Consider the following 20,166-nt stretch of genomic DNA (forward strand, 5'->3'; position numbering starts at 1 on the left):
AGAGGTGACGCGGCAGCGTCTGTGAGACGTTTCTGAAAGATCTAGGGGAAATTAAGCAAGTTCGCGGAAGGGCCGAGCGGCCATCCCGCGAACTCGTGTCTTCAACGCACCAGATGCAAGTACTGCAAATGCCGTTCGTACTGGTCGAGGATGTCGTTGATGATCTGCTCCTTGCTGTAGCCCATCAGGTCGTAGTCCTGACTGCCTTCGCTCAGGTGCACTTCGGCGCGGTAGTAGCGGCGGTTCTTCTGCTCCTGGGTGCCCAGCCCGGCGAGGGCGAAGGACGGAGTGAAGTAGCCGCGCATCTGCACCTGGTAGATAAACGGCTGTTCTTCGCCGTGACCGATCTTCAGGCTGACGTTGTCATGGCTCGGGTCTTCCTGGGTGATGACGTTCAGGCCCTTCTCGGCATACACCTCGGTCACTTCGGCAATCGCCGGACGCACTACGTCGTCCATGAAGCGGTACACCTCATCGCGTGATGGGAAGTGCACGGCCTGGCTCAGGCGCTTGCGCCAGCCGCCGCGACCGCGCCGCGACTCGGCGAACGGTGCCAGCGAGTGCATCTGCGCGATCTGTCGCTGCGATTCCAGGTAGAACGCCTTGTGCAGCCCCCACATCATCGCCAGCAGGATCAGCGAGAACGGCAGCGAGGTCAGCACCACCGCGGACTTCAGCGAGTCGATGCTGCCGGCGAACAACAAGCCGCTGGTGACCAGCGCAGTCATCACGCCCCAGAACACCCGCAGCCAGTTCGGCCCGTCCTCGTCGGTGCTGCCGCCCTTGGCCGAGAGCGTCGAGAGCACCACGGTGCCGGAGTCGGCCGAGGTGACGAAGAAGACGAAGCTGATGAACACCGTGACGGCGATCACCACCTTGCTCCACGGGTAGGTTTCCAGCAGCAGGTAGAGGGTCATCGACGGGTTCTCGATGGCCGAGTCGGCCAGCGCGGTCATGCCGTGGTCGAGGACCTGACTCAGAGCGCTGTTGCCGAAGATCGACATCCACGCCAGGGTGAAACCCAGCGGGATCAGCAACACGCCGAAGACGAATTCGCGGATGGTGCGGCCGCGGGAAATCCGCGCGATAAACAGCCCCACGAACGGCGCCCAGGCGATCCACCAGGCCCAGTAGAACACCGTCCAGTTGCCCAGCCAGTCGTTGGCCTGGGTGTAGGCGTAGACGTCGAAACTCTTGCGCGGCAGCACGGCGAGGTAGTCGCCGAGGTTCTGGATCAGGGTGTTGAACAGGTGCTGGGTCGGCCCGGCGAACAGCACGAACAGCAGCAGCGCGCAGGCCAGGAACAGGTTGATATCGGACATGACCCGCACGCCCTTCTCCACCCCGGCCACCGCCACCATCACCGCCGCGCCCATCATCAGCGCGATCAGCGCCACCTGTACCCACTGGCTATGGGGGACGCCGAACAGGTAGTCGAGGCCGGAATTCAGGTGCAGCACGCCGAAGCCCATGTCGGCGCCAAGACCGAACACCGTGGCAATGATGCCGAAGCCGTCCACGGCGTAGCCGATGGGCCCGTTGATGCGCTTGCCGATCAGCGGGTATAACGCCGAACGCAGCGCCAGCGGCAGGTTGTGGCGGTAGGCAAAATACGCCAGGGCCATGCCGACGAAGGCGAACACGCCCCAGCCATGCAGGCCCCAGTGCAGGAACAGCAACTGCATCGCCTGGCGCCCCGCCTCCACCGTGCCGGCCTCGCCCTGGGGCGGTTGCATCAAGTGGGTGAGCGGTTCGGAAACGCAGAAGAAGAACAGCGTAATGCTGATGCCGGCGGCGAACAGCATGCCGGCCCAGGACAGGTAGCTGAACTCGGGCTGGTCGTGGTCGGCGCCGAGTTTGATCTTGCCGTAGCCGGACAGCGCGGTGACCACCACGAACACCAGGTACAGGGTCATCGCCAGCATGTAGTACCAGCCGACGGTGTGCGCCGCCCAGTTCTGCGCGGCCAGCAGCCACTCGCCCGCGGCTTGCGGGTTGGCGATCACGATCAGGGCGAAGAGCAGGATGAAACCGGCGGCGAAGTAGAACACCGGTGGGTTCATGCGGATTTTGTCGCGGGAATTGTTTGACGGCGCACTCATGGGCGGTGCACCTCGCAAGGCGGGAAAGTGGTCGGATTGAACGGGTTCAGCAAAGGCTAATCCTCCTGATGAACACCGGCAGTTCACCAGCGTTTAATTTGAACAAGCGTTCAAGTTAAACATGGATACGAATTTGAAGCGACCGATAGCCGACCGTTAACGTTGGTTTTTTGGGGCCTGATCGCGAGCAAGCTCGCTCCTACAGACGTTGTGGTAAACGCCCGATTTGTAGGAGCGAGCTTGCTCGCGATCAGGCCTCCAAGCGCCCTCTTACTTCTGCGCCCCATCCGCATGCTGCAGCAGATTCGCCTGGGTCAGGTTGCTCTCCGCCGGCACGCTGCGGGTCAGCCAGACGTTACCGCCGATGGTCGAGCCCTTGCCGATGGTGATCCGCCCGAGGATGGTCGCGCCGGCATAAATCACCACATCGTCCTCGACGATCGGGTGACGCGGGTGGCCCTTCTGCAGCTTGCCGCACTCGTCCTCGGGGAAGCGCTTGGCGCCGAGGGTCACGGCCTGGTAGATGCGTACTCGCTCGCCAATGATCGCGGTCTCGCCGATCACCACACCCGTGCCATGGTCGATGAAGAAACTCGGGCCGATCTGCGCGCCAGGGTGAATATCGATACCGGTCGCCGAATGCGCCAGCTCCGAGCTGATCCGCGCCAGCAACGGCAGGCCGGCGCGGTACAGGTGGTGGGCAAGGCGATGGTGGATGATCGCCAGCACGCCCGGGTAGCACAGCAGCACTTCATCGACGCTGCGCGCTGCCGGGTCACCGTGGAAAGCGGCCAGAACGTCGGTGTCGAGCAGGACGCGCATGGCCGGCAAGGCGGCGGCGAATTCCTGGATCAGGCGCAGCGCGGTGGCGTCGACATTGGCGTCCTCGGCCTGGCCGTGCCGCGCCGCGTAGCGCAGTTCCAGGCGGGCCTGGGCCAGCAGTGAGGTCAATGCCGCGTCGAGGGTGTGGCCGACGTAGAAGTCTTCGCTCTCTTCGCGAAGGTCCACCGGCCCCAGGCGCATCGGGAACAAGGCGCCACACAACTGTTCGAGGATCTGTCGTACGGCCTCACGCGACGGCAATTCGCGACCGCCCTGCTCGCCGCTGCTGCGGCCATTGCGGGTGCGCCACTGATCGCGGGCCGAACGAAGCTGGCCGACGATGGACTGAAGTTGCCAATACCCGGATTGCGCGTTGTCGCTCACGGTTGTTTCTCCTGCTTGGCGGCGTGGGACTGGAAGGGGAAGGCCGCTCTCTTGAACCGCACTCTACGACATGAAACGGGGGCGGAAAAAATAATGGTTTATGCCGGTTGGCTATATAGATGGCATAAGCCGATTGGGCCTGCCTCAGGCGGCCATCGCGAGCAAGCTTGCGCCTGCAGAATTCATTCGGTACTGCTGCCAGGCACGGTTGCCCATGCCCGAATGCCTGCCTATGCTCGAATTTTCCTACAACCGACTTCCGCCATGATCGAACGACAACTCGCCCGCTTCAATCGCCTGGAACTGCTCGCCACGCCCACCCCGCTGGAAAAACTCCAGCGGCTTTCCGACTGGGCCGGGCGCGAGATCTGGATCAAGCGCGATGACCTTACCCCGCTGGCTCTCGGCGGCAACAAACTGCGCAAGCTCGAGTACCTCGCCGTCGACGCCCTGGCCAAGGGCGCCGACACCCTGATCACCGCCGGCGCGATCCAGTCCAATCACGTGCGCCAGACCGCCGCCCTCGCCGCCCGCCTCGGCCTTGGCTGCGTGGCGCTGCTGGAAAACCCGATCGGCACCGACTCGGCCAGTTACCTGGAAAACGGCAACCGCCTGCTGCTGGACCTGTTCGACGCCAAGGTCGAACTGGTGGACAACCTCGACAACGCCGACGACCTGCTGCAAGCCCTCGCCGTGCGCCTGCACGCCAGCGGGCGCAAGCCGTATCTGGTGCCCATCGGCGGCTCCAACGCGCTCGGCGCGCTGGGTTATGTGCGCGCCGGCCTGGAGTTGGCCGAGCAGATCGAACAGAGCGGCCAGACGTTCGCCGGCGTGGTGCTCGCCTCGGGCAGCGCCGGCACCCACAGCGGCCTGGCCCTGGCGCTGGCCGAGCGCTTGCCGGATCTGCCGGTGATCGGCATCACCGTGTCGCGCAGCGAAGAGGCGCAACTGCCCAAGGTCCAGGGCCTCGCCGAGCGCACCGCCGAGTTGCTGGGCGTCCGTCTGCCTGACGCGTTCAAGGTACGTTTGTGGGACGAGTACTACGCTCCACGCTATGGCGAAGCCAACGCCGGCGGCCTCGCGGCCATCCGTTTGCTCGCCAGCCACGAAGGGTTGCTGCTTGACCCGGTCTACACCGGCAAGGCCATGGCCGGTCTGCTGGACGGCATCGCCCGGCAGCGATTCGATGACGGTCCGCTGATTTTTCTGCACACCGGCGGAGCCCCGGCATTATTCGCCTACCCTGATGTCTGTAAACGCTGAAACAGGCGTCGGTTTATAGGTCAAACCGCTATAGGAAGATGCTTTTTTATTATTTTTTGACTCTATGAATCGCGCCCTATAGTCACCACCACTTTCACAACAAGACTGGGGACAGGGCATGACGATTTCCGTTTTCACCAAACGCATTCTGGGTATCGGCGCCGGCATCGTTCTGGGCGCCAGCGTGCTCAGCCAGGCCATCGCCGGCGAGCAATTGCAGACCATCAAGGACAAGGGCGTCATCAACATCGGCCTGGAAGGCACCTACCCGCCGTTCAGCTTCGTCGATGCCGACGGCAAGCTCACCGGCTTCGAGGTGGAACTGTCCGAGGCCCTGGCCAAGCAACTGGGGGTCAAGGCCAAGGTGCAGCCGACCAAATGGGACGGCATTCTCGCCGCCCTGGAATCCAAGCGCCTGGATGTGGTGGTCAACCAGGTGACGATCTCCGAAGAGCGCAAGAAAAAATACGACTTCTCCAAGCCCTACACCGTGTCCGGCATCCAGGCGCTGATCCTGAAGAAAAAGGCCGCAGAGCTGAACATCAATGCCGCCGCCGACCTGGCCGGCAAGAAAGTCGGCGTCGGCCTGGGCACCAACTACGAACAGTGGGTCAAGCAGGACGTGCCGAAGGCCGACGTGCGCACCTACGAGGATGACCCGAGCAAGTTCGCCGACCTGCGCAACGGCCGCATCGACGCCATCCTGATCGACCGCCTCGCCGCCCTCGAATACGCCCAGAAAGCCAAGGACACCGAACTCGCCGGCGCCGCCTTCTCGCGCCTGGAATCGGGCGTCGCGTTGCGCAAGGGCGAGCCGGAACTGCTCGACGCCATCAACAAAGCGCTGGATACGCTGCGGGCTGACGGCACGCTGACCAAGCTGTCGGAGAAATACTTCGGTGCCGATGTCACCCAATGATCGCTGAAAGCCTGCAACTCGTTGCCGACTCCACGCCCTTCCTGCTGAAGGGCGCTGGCTACACGGTGCTACTCAGTGTCGGCGGCATGTTCTTCGGCCTGGTGCTCGGCTTTGCCCTGGCACTGATGCGCCTGTCGAAGACACCGCTGCTGGACTGGCCGGCGCGGATCTACGTGTCGTTCTTTCGCGGCACGCCGCTGCTGGTGCAGTTGTTCGTGATCTATTTCGGCATGCCGCAGATCGGTATCGAACTTGATCCGATCCCGGCGTCGCTGATCGGCCTGTCGCTGAACATGGCCGCGTACATCTGCGAAATTCTCCGCGCGGCAATCTCGTCGATCGACCGTGGCCAGTGGGAAGCGGCGGCCAGCATCGGCATGACCCGCACCCAGGCGATGCGCCGGGCGATCCTGCCGCAAGCCCTGCGCACGGCATTGCCGCCGCTGGGCAACAGCTTCATTTCACTGGTCAAGGACACCGCCCTGGCGGCCACCATCCAGGTGCCCGAACTGTTCCGCCAGGCGCAACTGATCACCGCGCGAACCTTCGAAGTCTTCACCATGTACCTCGCGGTGGCAGTCATCTACTGGATTCTCTGCAGCGTCCTCGCGCACGTTCAGCACCGCATGGAAACCCGGGTCAACCGGCATGACGAGGAGCCGCGACGATGATCCAGGTACAACGGCTGAACAAACAGTTCAACGGCCAGACCGTGCTCAAGGACATTGACCTGACCGTCGAGCCCGGCGAGGTCATCGCCATCATCGGCCCCAGCGGCTCGGGCAAGACCACCTTCCTGCGCTGCCTGAACCTGCTGGAAACCCCCGACAGCGGCGTGATCCGCGTCGGCGATATCGAGATCGATGGCGGGCGTCCGCTCAGCCAGCAGACCGGGCTGATCCGACGGTTGCGTCAACAGGTCGGTTTCGTGTTCCAGAACTTCAATCTGTTCCCCCATCGCACCGCTCTGGAAAATGTTATCGAAGGCCCGGTGGTGGTGAAGAAGACCCCGCGTGACAAGGCCGAAGCCCTGGGCCGCGCCTTGCTGGCCAAGGTCGGTCTGGCGGGCAAGGAAGATGCCTATCCGCGCCGGCTCTCCGGCGGCCAGCAGCAACGGGTCGCCATTGCTCGCGCCCTGGCGATGGAGCCGCAAGTGATCCTCTTCGACGAACCCACCTCGGCGCTCGACCCGGAACTGGTGGGCGAAGTGTTGGCGACCATCCGCGGCCTGGCCGAGGAAAAGCGCACCATGATCATCGTCACCCACGAAATGAACTTCGCCCGCGATGTCGCCAATCGGGTGATCTTTTTCGATAAGGGTGTGATCGTCGAGCAAGGCGAGGCGAAGGCGCTGTTTGCCAATCCGCAGCATGAGCGGACACGGCAGTTTCTCGGCAAGATTCTCGGGTCGGCCTGAGCATTCTCGGGACTCATCGCCTATGCAGCGATGAGCCCCGCAGCCCCGTCAGATGTTCTCGACTTTCTGCCAGACCTTCGGCTTGAAGAACAACGTCTCGCCCCGCGCCAGACCGGTCAGGCTGTCGTGGTCCTTGACCACTTCGGCTTCGATCAGCTCGCTCTGCCCTTCCACTTTCAGCGTCACCCGGGTGGTGGCGCCCAGTGGGCGGATGTCGCGGACTTCGGCGACGTGGTGGCCTTCCACTTCATGCCGCGACAGCGACACTTCATGCGGACGGAACAGGACGTGGTGGTTCTCGCTCAGGTGCAGACGGTTCGAATCACCCAGGAAGTGGTAGACGAAATCGCTGGCCGGATTCTCGTAAACCTCGCCCGGCGAGCCGATCTGTTCGATCACGCCCTTGTTCATCACCACGATGCGGTCCGCCACTTCCATGGCTTCTTCCTGGTCGTGGGTCACGAACACGGAGGTCAGGTTGATGTCTTCGTGCAGCCGCGCCAGCCAGCGGCGCAGTTCTTTACGGACCTTGGCGTCAAGCGCGCCGAACGGCTCGTCCAGCAGCAGCACCTTGGGCTCGACCGCGAGGGCACGGGCCAGGGCGATACGCTGGCGCTGGCCACCGGAAAGCTGCTCCGGGTAACGATCAGCCAGCCAGTCGAGCTGGACCATGTTCAGCAGTTCATGAACCTTCTCGGCGATGCGGCTTTCGTTCGGGCGCTCGCCCTTGGGCTTCATGCGCAGGCCGAAGGCGACGTTGTCGAACACGCTCATGTGGCGGAACAGGGCGTAGTGCTGGAACACGAAGCCGACGTTGCGATCACGCACGTCGTGGCCGGAAACGTCCTCGCCGTGGAACACGATATTGCCGTCGTCCGGGGTTTCCAGGCCGGCGATGATGCGCAGCAGGGTGGTCTTGCCGCAGCCGGACGGGCCGAGCAGGGCCACCAGCTCGCCGCTGTGGATATCCAGGTTGATGTTGTTCAGGGCCTGGAAGGCATTGAAGCGCTTGCTGACATTACGAACTTCGATCGACATGAATTATTCCTCCGCTGCGCTTTGGCGCAGACGGTTAATGCGGTTCTCGCTCCACTGCTTGAGCAGCAGGATGAAGAGCGCCAGGATCAGCAACAGGCTGGCCACGCTGAAGGCCGCGACATGGTTGTATTCGTTGTAGAGGATCTCGACGTGCAGCGGCAAGGTGTTGGTCACGCCGCGGATGTGGCCGGACACCACCGACACCGCGCCGAACTCACCCATCGCCCGCGCGGTACACAGCACCACGCCGTAGATCAGGCCCCATTTGATGTTCGGCACGGTCACGTGCCAGAACATCTGCCAGCCGTTGGCGCCCAGCAGGCGCGCGGCCTCTTCTTCCTGGGTGCCCTGCTCCTGCATCAGCGGGATCAGTTCACGGGCAACGAAGGGCACGGTGACGAAGATGGTCGCCAGGACAATGCCCGGCAGGGCGAAGACGATCTGGATGTCGTGGTCCTGCAGCCATGGGCCCAGGAAGCCCTGGGCGCCGAACATCAGCACGTAGACCAGACCGGCGATCACCGGCGAGACCGAGAACGGCAGGTCGATCAGGGTGACCAGCACGCTCTTGCCGCGGAAGTTGTACTTGCTCACACACCAGGCCGCGCTGACGCCGAACACCAGGTTCAGCGGCACCGAGATGGCCACGGCGATAAGGGTCAGTTTCAGTGCAGACAGGGCGTCGGCTTCGAAGATCGCCTCGAAGAACGTGCCCAGGCCCATTTTCAGGCCCTGGGACACCACGATGACCAGCGGCAACAGCAGGAACAGGGCGAAGACCAGCCAACCCAGGCCGATCAGGATACGCCGCGCCGTCTCGCTGCCACGGCGGGCGGCATTGGCCGAAGCGGCTACGCCAACAGAAGATGCAGACATGCTCAGGCCTCCTTCAAGGGGTTTCGATACGCCGCTGCAGCAAGTTGATCAGCAGCAGCAGGATGAAGGAAACCACCAGCATCAGCACGCCGATGGCAGTGGCGCCGGTGTAGTCGTACTGGTCGAGCTTGACCATGATCAGCAGCGGCAGGATCTCGGTCTTCATCGGCATGTTGCCGGCAATGAAGATCACCGAACCGTACTCGCCGACGCCACGGGCAAAGGCCAGGGCGAACCCGGTCAGCCACGCCGGCAGCAAGGCCGGCGCCAGTACATAGCGGAACACTTGCAGCGGCTTGGCGCCGAGGCAGGCGGCGGCTTCTTCGACTTCACGCGGGATGTCGGCCAGCACCGGCTGCACCGTGCGCACCACGAATGGCAGGGTGACGAAGGTCAGTGCCAGGGTGATGCCGAGCGGGGTGTAGGCGATCTTGAAACCGAGGTCGGTGGCGAACTGGCCAACCCAGCCGGACGGCGCGTACAGCGCGGTGAGGGCGATACCGGCCACGGCGGTGGGCAGAGCGAACGGCAAATCGATCATCGCGTCGATGATCTTGCGGCCGGGGAAGGTGTAGCGCACCAGCACCCAGGCCAGCAACGTACCGATCAGGCCGTTGATGATGGCGGCGAAGAGGGCGGTGCCGAAGCTCAGCTTCAGTGCCGCGAGCACCCGCGGTGCACTGACGATGGCCCAGAACTGCTCCCAGGTGAGCTGGGAGGCATGCACGAACATGGCCCCCAGCGGTATGAGCACAATCAAGCTGAGGTACACCAAGGTGTAACCCAGCGTCAGCCCGAAGCCGGGTATGACGGGGGATATACGACGAGACATAAAGGTCCTTGGTTGAACGCATTGAGCCCGGGACTATGCCCGGGCCCATGCTGGCTACGAAACGGCTCCTGCTCTATCGGGCAACAATCACTGCGCCGTGTAGATCTGGTCGAAAACGCCACCGTCATTGAAGAACTTGGGTTGGGCAGTTTTCCAGCCGCCGAAGTCTTTGTCGATAGTCACCAGGTCCAGTTTCGGGAACTGCTTGGCGTATTCAGCGGCCACCTTGGCGTCACGCGGACGGTAGAAGTTGTCGGCGGCGATCTTCTGGCCAGCCGGGCTGTACAGGTGCTTGAGGTATTCCTCGGCGATCTGCTCGTTGCCTTTCTTCTCGGCGTTCTTGTCGACCACGGCCACTGGCGGCTCGGCGAGGATCGACAGGGACGGTACGACGATTTCGAACTTGTCGGCACCGCCGTCTTCTTTCAGCGCCAGGAACGCTTCGTTTTCCCAGGCCAGCAGCACGTCACCCTGACCGTTGTTGACGAAGGTGATGGTCGAGCCACGGGCGCCGGTATCCAGCACCGGTACGTGCTTGAACAGCTCTTTCACGTATTCCTGCGCCTTGGCTTCGCTGCCGCCGGCTTTCACGCCGTAGGCCCAGGCGGCGAGGAAGTTCCAGCGGGCGCCGCCGGAGGTTTTCGGGTTCGGGGTGATGACGGAAACGTCTTTCTTGATCAGATCGCCCCAGTCCTTGATGCCTTTAGGGTTGCCCTTGCGCACCAGGAACACGATGGTCGAGGTGTACGGGGTGCTGGCGTCCGGCAGGCGGGTCTGCCAGTTCTCCGGCAGGGTCTTGCCGAGCTTGGCGACTTCGTCGATGTCGCCGGCCAGGGCCAGGGTCACCACGTCGGCGCGCAGGCCGTCGATCACGGCACGGGCCTGTTTGCCCGAACCACCGTGGGACTGCTGGATCTTCACTTTGTCGTCCGGGTGAGCCTGCTGCCAGTGCTTGATGAACTCGGCGTTGTACTGCTGATACAGCTCGCGGGTCGGGTCATAGGACACGTTCAACAGCTCGTAGTCCTTGGCGATGGCGGAACCGGCAAAAACGGCGCTGGCGAGTGCAGCCAGGGCATAACGGCGGATAGACATGGTGAAGCTCCCGATTGGCATTTTTTTCTAATGTGTTGGTGCGGCTGGCAGCGCTTCAGCTTGGTTTGTTGCTGGAGTTCTGCAGGCGGAATTTTTCCTTGCGTTCGATCTGTACAACTTGGGCGTTGTGCACAGTGATTTCCACCGCGCCGAATCGCAGGTCACGCAATGCGCTCTGGATTTCACGCAGGATGGTGGCTTCGTCCTGACCGTCAACGCTACGCAGAGATGCGCTCATGCTCGTGCTCCTGTGAATAAGGGGGCCCGGGAGCAGCGTTTAGGAAGGTGACTGCGCCTGGTGTAGGAGCAATCTTAGAGAGGGCTGAATATTCTTAAAAATACTATTTAAGAATGTTTATATAACTGAAAAATCAACTGCAAGCTTGAAGCGGCAAGCTGCAAGAAAAAGCGGTAGCAACGGCGCGGATCTGCTGTGACTTGCAGCTTGTAACTTGCCGCTTGCGGCTTAGAAGCGCAGGTCTTGTGGCGGCACCGGCCGCCCGTACCAGTAGCCCTGGCCCATGTCGCACTGGTGCTCCAGCAGGAAGCGCGCCTGCTCGGACTGCTCGATGCCCTCGGCATGGATCTGCATCCCCATGCTGCGCGCCAGGGCGATGATGACCCGGACAATCGCCACGTCATCGTCATCATTGGGCAACCCGGCGACGAAGCCCTGGTCGATCTTCAGTTTCTGCACCGGCAAGCGCTTGAGCCGCAGCAGCGACGAGTAGCCGGTGCCGAAGTCGTCGATGGCCAGGCGCAAGCCCAGTTCACGCAGGCGATGCAGTTGTTCGAGGGCGACTTCCGGGTCTTCCATCACCGCACTTTCGGTCACTTCGACCTCCAGCCGCGATGGCTCCAGCCCGGTTTCATCCAGCACCCGGGCGACCTGCTGGTACATGTCGCGGTTGGCGAACAACCGGCTGGAAACGTTCACCGCAACGAACTCCAGCGCCCGCCCCTGCGCCAGCCACTCGACCATCTGCGAACAGGCCTGGCGCATGACCCAGGTGTCGATATCGGCGATCAGCCCGGTGCGCTCGGCAATCGGGATGAACTCCCCCGGCGGCACCAGCCCGCGTTCGGGATGCTGCCAGCGCACCAGCGATTCCAGGCCGATCATCCGACCGCTGAACAGGTCATGCACCGGCTGGTAGTAGACCCTTAGTTCGCCCTGCTCCAGCGCGCGACGCAGTTCGATGGCGGTTTCGACCCGCTGCTGGGCGTGGGCGGTGAGTTCTTCGGTGTACAGGGCATAGCCGGAACGGCCGTTGCTCTTGGCCTTGAACAACGCGGCATCGGCGTTGCGCAGCAATTGCTCGGCGCTTTGCGCATCGCTGGGGAACAGGCTGATGCCAATGCTCGCGCTGCTGAACAGGCGGTGATTTTCCAGTTCGTAGGGTTCTTTGAGCACGTCGACGATCAGTTGCGCGAGGTCCGCAGCCTGCCCGACCTGAGAGCAGTTTTCGCTGAGGATGGCGAATTCATCACCGCCCAGGCGCGCCAAGGTGACGCCGGGATCGATCACCAGTTTGAGACGGTCGGCCACGGCCTTGAGCAACTGGTCGCCGATGTTGTGGCCAAGGCTGTCGTTGATGCTCTGGAAGTGGTCCAGGTCGAGCAGCAGCAAGGCGCAGCCGCGCTTGTTGGCCTGCGCCGTAGCCAGCGCCTGCTGAGCGCGGTCGTTGAACAGCAAACGGTTGGGCAGGTCGGTCAGGGGGTCGTGGTGGACCAGATAGGCCAGCTCGCGTTCGGTGTGCTTGATCACGCTGATGTCACTGAACACCGCAACATAGTGGGTCAACATCCCACCATCGTCGCGAATCGCGCAAATGGTCTGCCACTGCGGGTACACCTCGCCGCTTTTGCGCCGGTTCCAGACTTCACCGCTCCACTCGCCCTTGTCGTGCAGGGTCTGGTACATCTGCTGGTAGAACTTCTGGTCGTGGCGGCCGGACTTGAACTTGTTCGGTCGCTGACCGATGACTTCGTCCTTCTGGTAGCCGGTGATACGCATGAAGGCGCGGTTCACATGGACGATGATGCCGTCGGCGTTACTGACCAGCACGCCTTCGAGGGTGCTGTCGAACACCGCGGCGGCCATGCGCAGGCGTTCGCGGTCTTCGCGGCGCAAGCGCGCACCAAGGCCGATGAAATTGAGCAAACGCACGCGGGAAACGAAGATCAGCAAGGCGCTGCAGGCGGCCCATGTGTAGGCATTGATAAGCTGCCAGCGCGCCATCTGGGCCGGATCATCGAAAACACTGCTTAATATTTGATCAGAAACCACCAGCCAGAGAATTGACAGCACCAGGTAAAACGCGGCCATTCTCAGGGCGTCTCGTGCAGAAACAGACATAGGGTCACAGATGCCCACATCAAAAGATGGGGCATTATAGGGCAGAATTCCTCGTTGACCTCCTATCAAAAAGGCCGACTGGTTTTATTTAACATGCCAGTGATAATACTCATCGCTGTTTTTCCGCTCTAAGAGGGCATATCCACCTATGTGGTACTACGGTTTACTCGACCTGTCGGCCTGGCAATTGCTGGCGGTCACCCTGCTGATGACCCACGTGACCATCGTTGCGGTCACGGTCTACCTGCACCGCTATTCGGCGCACCGTTCCCTGGAACTGAACGCCGGCCTCAAGCATTTCTTCCGTTTCTGGCTGTGGCTGACCACGGCGCAGAACACCCGTGAGTGGACCGCCATCCACCGCAAGCACCACGCCAAATGCGAAACCGTGGACGATCCTCACAGCCCGGTGATCAAGGGCCTTTCCACGGTGCTGCGCAAGGGCGCCGAGCTGTACCGCGCCGAAGCACAGAACCCGGAAACCCTGCGCATCTACGGCAAGAACTGCCCCGAAGACTGGATCGAGCGCAACCTCTACTCGCGCTACAAGCTCGTCGGCATCGCGCTGATGGCGGTGATCGACCTGCTGCTGTTCGGCACCATCGGCATCACCATCTGGGCGATCCAGATGATGTGGATTCCGTTCTGGGCCGCCGGCGTGGTCAACGGCCTTGGGCACGCGGTGGGCTACCGCAACTTCGAATGCCGCGACGCCGCGACCAACCTGGTGCCGTGGGGCATCGTGATTGGCGGCGAAGAGCTGCACAACAACCATCACACCTACCCCAACTCGGCCAAGCTGTCGGTCAAGCGCTGGGAGTTCGACATGGGCTGGGCCTGGATCAAGCTGTTCACCTGGCTGCGCCTGGCCAAGGTGCAACGCGTCGCGCCGATCGCCCACCGGGTCGAAGGCAAGGGCCAGTTGGACATGGACACCGCCATGGCGATCCTCAACAACCGCTTCCAGATCATGGCCCAGTATCGCAAGTTGGTGATCGGTCCGCTGGTCAAGCAGGAACTGGCCCGGGTCGATGACTCGGTGCGCCATCAGTTCCGCCGCGCCAAGCGCCTGCTGTCGCGCGAGACCAGCCTGCTGGAAGATCGTCATCACCAGCGCATCCAGACCATGCTGGAGCACAGCCAGGCGCTCAAGACCATCTACGAGAAGCGCCTGGCGCTGCAGCAGATCTGGGCCCGCACCAGCGCCAACGGCCACGACATGCTCGCCGCGATCAAGGACTGGGTCCACGAGGCCGAGGCCAGCGGTATCCACTCGCTGCGCGAGTTCGCCGCGCAGTTGAAAACCTACTCGCTGCGCCCTGCCCTGGCCTGATGGCCACTGATCGGAGCGCCCCGCCAGCGGGCGCTCCGCCTGGAACTTCCCCCCTTCATTTCGCTCTTAACAACATGTCGCCCGCCAGCCTGGCGGGTCGGGTCGTGGCCGCACGTCCCCGCCTTACAAGAAGTACTGCGAACATGGTCAATAGCACCCCACCGTTCAATCCGCCTCCCGAGGCGGCTCAGGTTTTGCTGGCACTCATGCATGCTCAGGGCGAAGTCGCCCGCCTGAGCGAGCGCGAACAACTGATCAGCTCCCTGCTCGATAGCGTCAACGCTGTGCTCTGGGCTTTCGATTGGGAGTCGCGGCAGATGCTTTACGTCAGCCCGGCTTACGAGCGCATTTTTGGCCGTCCGGCGAACCTGCTGCTGGCCGACTACAACCAGTGGCGCGACAGCATCTACCCCGACGACCTGGACTACGCCGAGCGCAGCCTTGCCGAAGTGCTGGTCAAGGGTGCGGTGGAAGATCGCGAGTACCGCATCATCGCCGCCGACGGCCAGGTGCGCTGGCTCAGCGACAAATGCTTCATCAACCAGCAGGCCGACGGCCAGCGGCTGATCGTGGTGGGCATGGCCGAGGACATCACGGAAAAGAAACTGCTCGAAGGCGAGCTGCAACGCCTGGCCACCACCGATGTGCTGACCCAGAGCAGCAACCGCCGGCACTTCTTCGACTGCGCCGGCCAGGCCTTCGACAAGGCCCGCCAGGACGGCGCGCCGCTGTCGTTCCTGCTGCTGGACATCGATGACTTCAAGCAGGTCAACGACACCTATGGCCATCCCGAAGGCGATCAGGTTTTGCAGCGCATCGCCGACAGCGGCAAGGCGGCGCTACGCCGGGGCGACCTGTTCGGGCGGATTGGTGGCGAGGAGTTCGCGGCGGTGTTCCCGGGTTGCTCGCCAGAGCTGGCGATGCAGGTGGCGCAGCGGCTGCAGCGGGAGATTCAGCGGCTGAGTTTCAGCCATGAAGGGCACACGTACGGCGTGACGGTCAGTCAGGGACTGACTGGCATGATCGAGGATGATGAAGTGCTCGATAACCTGTTCGCCCGGGCGGATGCGGCGATGTATGAGGCCAAGCGCAAGGGCAAGAATCAGATTGTTTTGGGGTGATTTCAATGGCCTCATCGCTGCATCGCTATCTACACATCTCGCAGGCAATCGCAAACCGTCTGCCCCTTGCGATCCTGTGGGAGCGGATTCATCCGCGAAGGGCCGCAGAGCGGCCCTAAATCCATCCAGCACACTGTTTCTGCCTGGACTGGATCTGACATTCAGGCATCCTGAAGGTCGACAGATATTCCGGATATAGACAGCCACCTCGTGCTGGATGGATTTGGGGCCGCTCTGCGGCCCTTCGCGGATGAATCCGCTCCCACAGTTTGCGATGGCCTGGCGCTCTGGGAGCTGGGAGCTGGCTTGTCGGGGCGCCGAACCCCAGCTATGAGGCCCTAAAAACCTCAAACCTTCCGCAACCGCTCCAACTCCGCCCGCCCCACTTTCAGCAACCGCGCCGTCTTCCCCGCCGCCAGCTCGTCCAGCCCCTCTTCCGGCGCCAACCGCGCCAGCTGCCCGGCGAGGTTCATCACCAGGTCTTCGCGGGAATACACCCCGCCGCCCAACTGGTACACCGCTGCGATCAACTCACGCAGTTCCAGCGGCAAGCGCCAGCGCGTGCGCAGCGCCGAGCCGTAGCCCGCACCGGATTGGCTCAGCGACAGTTCGATTTCGTTTTCGTCCAGCTCGCCACCCGCCAGGCTCCACTCCTGCAAGCAACGCAGCAGCGCCAGGTCGCCCAGGCAATGCAGCAACCCGGCGCAATAGCAGCGCTCCAGGTCGAGTTCGAGCATTTGTGCCAGGGTCCGGCCGTACTCCGCCGTGCGCAGCGACAGGTTCCAGTACTGCTCGGCATAACGCGCCAGCACCGGGTCGCTGAGACGGGCGCTGCGCTTGAGCGCGAGGCCGAGGATGAGGTTCATGCTCTGGGTGGTGCCCAGCTTGTTCAGCGCCTGCAGCAAGGTCTGCACGGCGCCCTCGCGGTGCAGCGCGGCGCTGTTGGCGGCGGCGATCAGCACGGCGGTGATTTGCGGATCGGAACGCACTTCTTCTTCCAGCACCCGCAGGTCCAGCCCCTGCGGGTTCAGCGCGCGCTTGATTGCCTGCTGCACATCAGCGAACAACGGGCCGCCATCGGCGGTAGCGCGGTGTTCTTCGATAAAGCGCGCCAGCGTCAGCCCCGCGCGCAGCGGCGGCACTTCGCAGGAGACCGCCTCGCCGAGCTTGAGCAATTGCTCTTCAAGGCGCTGGCGCAGCGAGTCGAGGTTCAGTGGTTTGCTCAGGTAGGCCGTGGGTGCCAGTGGCAAGGCTTCGCGCACGCTGGCCACGTCGGCACGGCTACTGATGAGGATGAACGGCAGCAGCGGCGTCCGCGGTCGCGATCGGACCTTGCGCAGCAGGTCGAGGCCATCGAGGCCCGGCAGTTCACGCGCGGCGATGATCAGGTCCGGTTGCCCAGTCAGTCCTTCCAGCGCTTCGTTGCCATTGGCGCAGACCTTCACCTTGGCGTCACAGCGCACGCTCAGCAGCATTTGCGTGAGCATGTCGCGCACCCACGGATCACCTTCGGCAATCAATACCTTGGGTGCAGCAGCGGGTGGATCTACAGCAGTCATCAGGTTCTCCTTACAGCCATCACACGCAGTCCGGTGCACCTTCCAAGGTGTCTCCTATGGAAACCTTAGCGCTCAACCTGTTCCCAGGGACGAAAAAAAACCCGCCGAAGCGGGTTTTTTCTAGCGGATCACAGTTTACGCGAGTTCAGCGAAGCACTCTTCGATGATCGCCAGACCTTTGTCCAGCAGCGCGTCTTCAGCGGTCAGCGGAACCAGGATACGCAGGACGTTACCGTAGGTGCCGCAGGACAGCAGGATCAGACCCTTGTCACGCGCCTTGGCCACAACCTGGGAAACGGCAGCGGCGTTCGGGGTGTGGGTGCCTTTCTCGAAGACTTCAACAGCGATCATCGAGCCCAGGGCACGGACGTCACCGATGATCGGCTGCTTGGCCTGGATCTGCTTCAGACCGGCAACCAGACGCTCGCCAACAGCCTGGCTGCGCTCCAGCAGTTTCTCTTCTTCGAACACTTCCAGAACGGCCAGGGCCGCGGCGCACGCAACCGGCGAACCGGCGTAGGTGCCGCCCAGGCCGCCCGGGGCGATGGCGTCCATGTATTCGGCCTTGCCGCATACACCGGCCAGCGGGAAGCCGCCAGCGATGGATTTGGCGAAGGTGGTCAGGTCAGGCGCAACGCCCATCTGTTCCATGGCGAAGAAGGTGCCGGTACGGCCAGCGCCAGTTTGTACTTCGTCGGCGATCAGCAGGATGCCGTGCTGGTCGCACAGGGCGCGCAGACGCTTCATCAGCTCTTTCGGAGCAGGCAGGAAACCGCCTTCGCCCTGAACTGGCTCGATGATGATTGCGGCGATGTCACGTGGCTCGGCGTCGTTCTTGAAGATGCGCTCGATGGAAGCGATCGACTCGTCGATGCTCACGCCGTGCAGCTCGTTCGGGAACTGGGCGCGGAAGATGCCGCCTGGCATCAGGCCCATGCCTGCGGAGTAAGGCACGACTTTACCGGTCAGGCCCAGGGTCATCATGGTGCGACCGTGGTAGCCGCCGGTGAAGGCGATGATGCCAGCGCGGCCAGTGGCGGCACGGGCGATCTTCACGGCGTTTTCAACGGCTTCGGAGCCGGTGGTGACCAGCAGGGTCTTCTTGTCGAAGTCGCCTGGAACGCGGGCGTTGATTTTCTCGCACAGCTCGACGTACGGCTCGTAGGCCAGTACCTGGAAGCAGGTGTGAGTCAGCTTTTTCAGCTGAGCTTCAACGGCAGCGATGACTTTCGGGTGCAGGTGACCGGTGTTCAGTACCGCGATGCCGCCGGCGAAGTCGATGAACTCGCGGCCTTCAACGTCGGTAACGGTGGCGTTCTTCGCGCTTTCGGCGAAGATCGGGTGGATCTGGCCAACACCGCGTGGAACAGCGGCGACACGACGTTGCATCAGGGATTCGTTGGTCTTGCTCATAAAGTCCTCAATTCGCCAGCGTGGTGGCGAGATTCAAGATGGCGCCGGTATTCAACTGCAGTCAGCATTCGTTGATCGACTGGTGCAGGGGCCCGGTAGCCGGATGTATCTATGTAAAAAAGGCCAGCGAGACGTCGCTCTCGCGCCCCGCTGGCAGAGGTAAAGCCTTAACCGTGGATCAGACGCTGATGCACAGGTATTTGATTTCGAGGTAGTCCTCGATGCCGTACTTGGAACCTTCACGGCCCAGGCCCGACGCCTTGATCCCGCCGAATGGCGCGACTTCGTTGGAGATCAGGCCAGTGTTGATGCCGACCATGCCGTATTCCAGCGCTTCAGCAACACGGAACACACGGCTCATGTCGCGGGCGTAGAAGTACGAAGCCAGACCGAATTCGGTGTCGTTGGACATAGCGATGACTTCGGCCTCGTCCTTGAAGCGGAACAGCGGCGCCAGTGGGCCGAAGGTCTCTTCTTTAGCGACAGCAGCGGTCTTCGGTACGTCGATCAGGATGGTCGGCTCGAAGAAGTTGCCTTCGATCAGCTTGCCGCCGGACAGCACCTTGGCACCTTTGGAAACGGCGTCTTCGATGTGTTCCTGAACCTTGGCAACAGCTTTGCCATCGATCAGCGGGCCGGTGGTGGTGCCTTCTTCCAGGCCGTTACCGATCTTCAGCTTGGCGACCGCGGCTTTCAGCTTCTCGGCGAAGGCCTCGTAGACACCGTCCTGCACATAGATGCGGTTGGCGCAGACGCAGGTCTGACCGTTGTTGCGGTACTTGGAAATGATCGCGCCTTCGACGGCCTTATCCAGGTCCGCGTCGTCGAACACGATGAACGGCGCATTGCCGCCCAGTTCCAGGGAAACCTTTTTGATGTCCTTGGCGCATTCCTGCATCAGTTGACGACCGATTTCGGTCGAGCCGGTGAAGGACAGCTTGCGTACCAGCGAGTTGCCGGTCAGTTCGGAACCGACTTCGCCAGCGCTGCCGGTGATCACGCTCAGCACGCCAGCCGGGATACCGGCACGGGTAGCCAGCTCGACCAGAGCCAGAGCGGAATATGGAGTCTGCGAAGCAGGCTTGAGCACCATGGTGCAGCCAGCGGCCAGGGCCGGGCCGGCTTTACGGGTGATCATCGCTGCCGGGAAGTTCCACGGAGTGATGGCCGCAGTAACACCGATTGGCTGCTTGATCACGATCAGGCGCTTGTCTGGCTGGTGGCCAGGAATGACGTCACCGTAGACGCGCTTGGCTTCTTCGGCGAACCACTCGATGAAGGAAGCGGCGTAGGCGATTTCGCCTTTGGCTTCGGCCAGCGGCTTGCCTTGTTCGGTGGTCATCAGGCGAGCCAGGTCGTCCTGGTTCTCGATCATCAGTTCGAACCAGCGGCGCAGCTTGCCAGCGCGCTCTTTGGCGGTCAGTGCACGCCAGGCTGGCAGAGCCTTGTCGGCCGCTTCGATGGCGCGACGGGTTTCGGCGGCGCCCATTTTCGGCACGGTACCGATGACTTCACCGGTGGCCGGGTTGGTCACCTTGATGGTCTGGCCGTTGTCCGCATCCAGCCACTCACCGTTGATATAGGCTTGCTGGCGGAACAATTGGGCGTCTTTAAGCTGCATGTCGGCTTCCTT

At 62.5% G+C, this 20,166-nt stretch carries 17 protein-coding genes; 6 read left to right on the plus strand and 11 right to left on the minus strand.

Annotation, left to right across the window (positions count from 1 at the left end; genetic code table 11):
- Nucleotides 1-101: 101 nt before the first annotated feature.
- Together betT and epsC are read right to left on the minus strand one after the other, a co-directional pair.
- Nucleotides 102-2,102, minus strand: a complete 2,001-nt coding sequence (gene betT, locus HWV67_RS23205) for a choline transporter BetT (protein ID WP_095159452.1) — start codon at nucleotides 2,100-2,102, stop codon at nucleotides 102-104.
- Nucleotides 2,103-2,372: 270 nt separating this feature from the next.
- Nucleotides 2,373-3,308, minus strand: a complete 936-nt coding sequence (gene epsC, locus HWV67_RS23210; protein WP_175652950.1) for a serine O-acetyltransferase EpsC — start codon at nucleotides 3,306-3,308, stop codon at nucleotides 2,373-2,375.
- A gap of 264 nt (nucleotides 3,309-3,572) precedes the next feature.
- Here epsC and HWV67_RS23215 point away from each other — a divergent pair, with 264 nt between their 5' ends.
- From HWV67_RS23215 to tcyN, 4 genes are all read left to right on the plus strand, one after another.
- Nucleotides 3,573-4,571 (plus strand): D-cysteine desulfhydrase, encoded by a 999-nt coding sequence (locus HWV67_RS23215; RefSeq protein ID WP_175652951.1) that lies wholly within the window; start codon nucleotides 3,573-3,575, stop codon nucleotides 4,569-4,571.
- Between the two features lie 124 nt (nucleotides 4,572-4,695).
- Nucleotides 4,696-5,490 (plus strand): cystine ABC transporter substrate-binding protein, encoded by a 795-nt coding sequence (gene tcyJ, locus HWV67_RS23220; RefSeq protein WP_371929331.1) that lies wholly within the window; start codon nucleotides 4,696-4,698, stop codon nucleotides 5,488-5,490.
- Entirely contained in the window at nucleotides 5,487-6,161 is a 675-nt protein-coding gene (gene tcyL / locus HWV67_RS23225) for a cystine ABC transporter permease (RefSeq protein ID WP_110971663.1), read from the plus strand. The genes tcyJ and tcyL overlap by 4 nt, the downstream gene beginning before the upstream one ends.
- Nucleotides 6,158-6,907, plus strand: a complete 750-nt coding sequence (tcyN, locus tag HWV67_RS23230; RefSeq protein ID WP_175652952.1) for an L-cystine ABC transporter ATP-binding protein TcyN — start codon at nucleotides 6,158-6,160, stop codon at nucleotides 6,905-6,907. Before tcyL ends, tcyN begins: the two co-directional genes overlap by 4 nt.
- Nucleotides 6,908-6,955: 48 nt before the next feature.
- Here tcyN and HWV67_RS23235 read toward each other — a convergent pair whose 3' ends face one another.
- From HWV67_RS23235 to dibA, 6 genes are all read right to left on the minus strand, one after another.
- On the minus strand, nucleotides 6,956-7,945 hold the full coding sequence (locus HWV67_RS23235; protein WP_095159446.1) for a sulfate/molybdate ABC transporter ATP-binding protein: 990 nt from the start codon (nucleotides 7,943-7,945) through the stop codon (nucleotides 6,956-6,958).
- 3 nt (nucleotides 7,946-7,948) lie between these two features.
- Nucleotides 7,949-8,821, minus strand: a complete 873-nt coding sequence (gene cysW, locus HWV67_RS23240) for a sulfate ABC transporter permease subunit CysW (RefSeq protein ID WP_175652953.1) — start codon at nucleotides 8,819-8,821, stop codon at nucleotides 7,949-7,951.
- A gap of 13 nt (nucleotides 8,822-8,834) precedes the next feature.
- Nucleotides 8,835-9,653 (minus strand): sulfate ABC transporter permease subunit CysT, encoded by an 819-nt coding sequence (cysT, locus tag HWV67_RS23245; RefSeq protein ID WP_175652954.1) that lies wholly within the window; start codon nucleotides 9,651-9,653, stop codon nucleotides 8,835-8,837.
- A gap of 87 nt (nucleotides 9,654-9,740) precedes the next feature.
- Nucleotides 9,741-10,748, minus strand: a complete 1,008-nt coding sequence (locus HWV67_RS23250) for a sulfate ABC transporter substrate-binding protein (RefSeq protein ID WP_175652955.1) — start codon at nucleotides 10,746-10,748, stop codon at nucleotides 9,741-9,743.
- Between the two features lie 55 nt (nucleotides 10,749-10,803).
- Nucleotides 10,804-10,986, minus strand: coding sequence for a sulfur starvation response protein OscA (oscA, locus tag HWV67_RS23255; protein ID WP_095159442.1), 183 nt, complete (start codon nucleotides 10,984-10,986; stop codon nucleotides 10,804-10,806).
- A 228-nt stretch (nucleotides 10,987-11,214) separates the two neighbouring features.
- Nucleotides 11,215-13,107, minus strand: a complete 1,893-nt coding sequence (gene dibA, locus HWV67_RS23260; protein WP_095159441.1) for a phosphodiesterase DibA — start codon at nucleotides 13,105-13,107, stop codon at nucleotides 11,215-11,217.
- Nucleotides 13,108-13,255: 148 nt separating this feature from the next.
- On the opposite strand from dibA, the gene desA reads away from it, so the two are divergent.
- Nucleotides 13,256-14,440 (plus strand): delta-9 fatty acid desaturase DesA, encoded by a 1,185-nt coding sequence (desA, locus tag HWV67_RS23265; RefSeq protein WP_175652956.1) that lies wholly within the window; start codon nucleotides 13,256-13,258, stop codon nucleotides 14,438-14,440.
- 143 nt (nucleotides 14,441-14,583) lie between these two features.
- Nucleotides 14,584-15,561: a GGDEF domain-containing protein gene (locus HWV67_RS23270; protein WP_175652957.1), complete on the plus strand. Its 978-nt coding sequence runs from the start codon at nucleotides 14,584-14,586 to the stop codon at nucleotides 15,559-15,561.
- A gap of 347 nt (nucleotides 15,562-15,908) precedes the next feature.
- Here HWV67_RS23270 and HWV67_RS23275 read toward each other — a convergent pair whose 3' ends face one another.
- The 3 genes from HWV67_RS23275 to gabD form a co-directional block, all read right to left on the minus strand.
- Nucleotides 15,909-17,120, minus strand: a complete 1,212-nt coding sequence (locus tag HWV67_RS23275; RefSeq protein WP_175652958.1) for a response regulator — start codon at nucleotides 17,118-17,120, stop codon at nucleotides 15,909-15,911.
- Between the two features lie 135 nt (nucleotides 17,121-17,255).
- Nucleotides 17,256-18,533 (minus strand): 4-aminobutyrate--2-oxoglutarate transaminase, encoded by a 1,278-nt coding sequence (gene gabT / locus HWV67_RS23280; protein ID WP_110971693.1) that lies wholly within the window; start codon nucleotides 18,531-18,533, stop codon nucleotides 17,256-17,258.
- Between the two features lie 178 nt (nucleotides 18,534-18,711).
- Nucleotides 18,712-20,154, minus strand: a complete 1,443-nt coding sequence (gene gabD, locus HWV67_RS23285) for an NADP-dependent succinate-semialdehyde dehydrogenase (RefSeq protein WP_095159436.1) — start codon at nucleotides 20,152-20,154, stop codon at nucleotides 18,712-18,714.
- Between the last annotated feature and the right edge of the window lie 12 nt (nucleotides 20,155-20,166).

It is taken from the genome of Pseudomonas sp. Marseille-P9899 (genome assembly GCF_903166565.1).
Classification (GTDB): Bacteria; Pseudomonadota; Gammaproteobacteria; order Pseudomonadales; family Pseudomonadaceae; genus Aquipseudomonas; species Aquipseudomonas huaxiensis.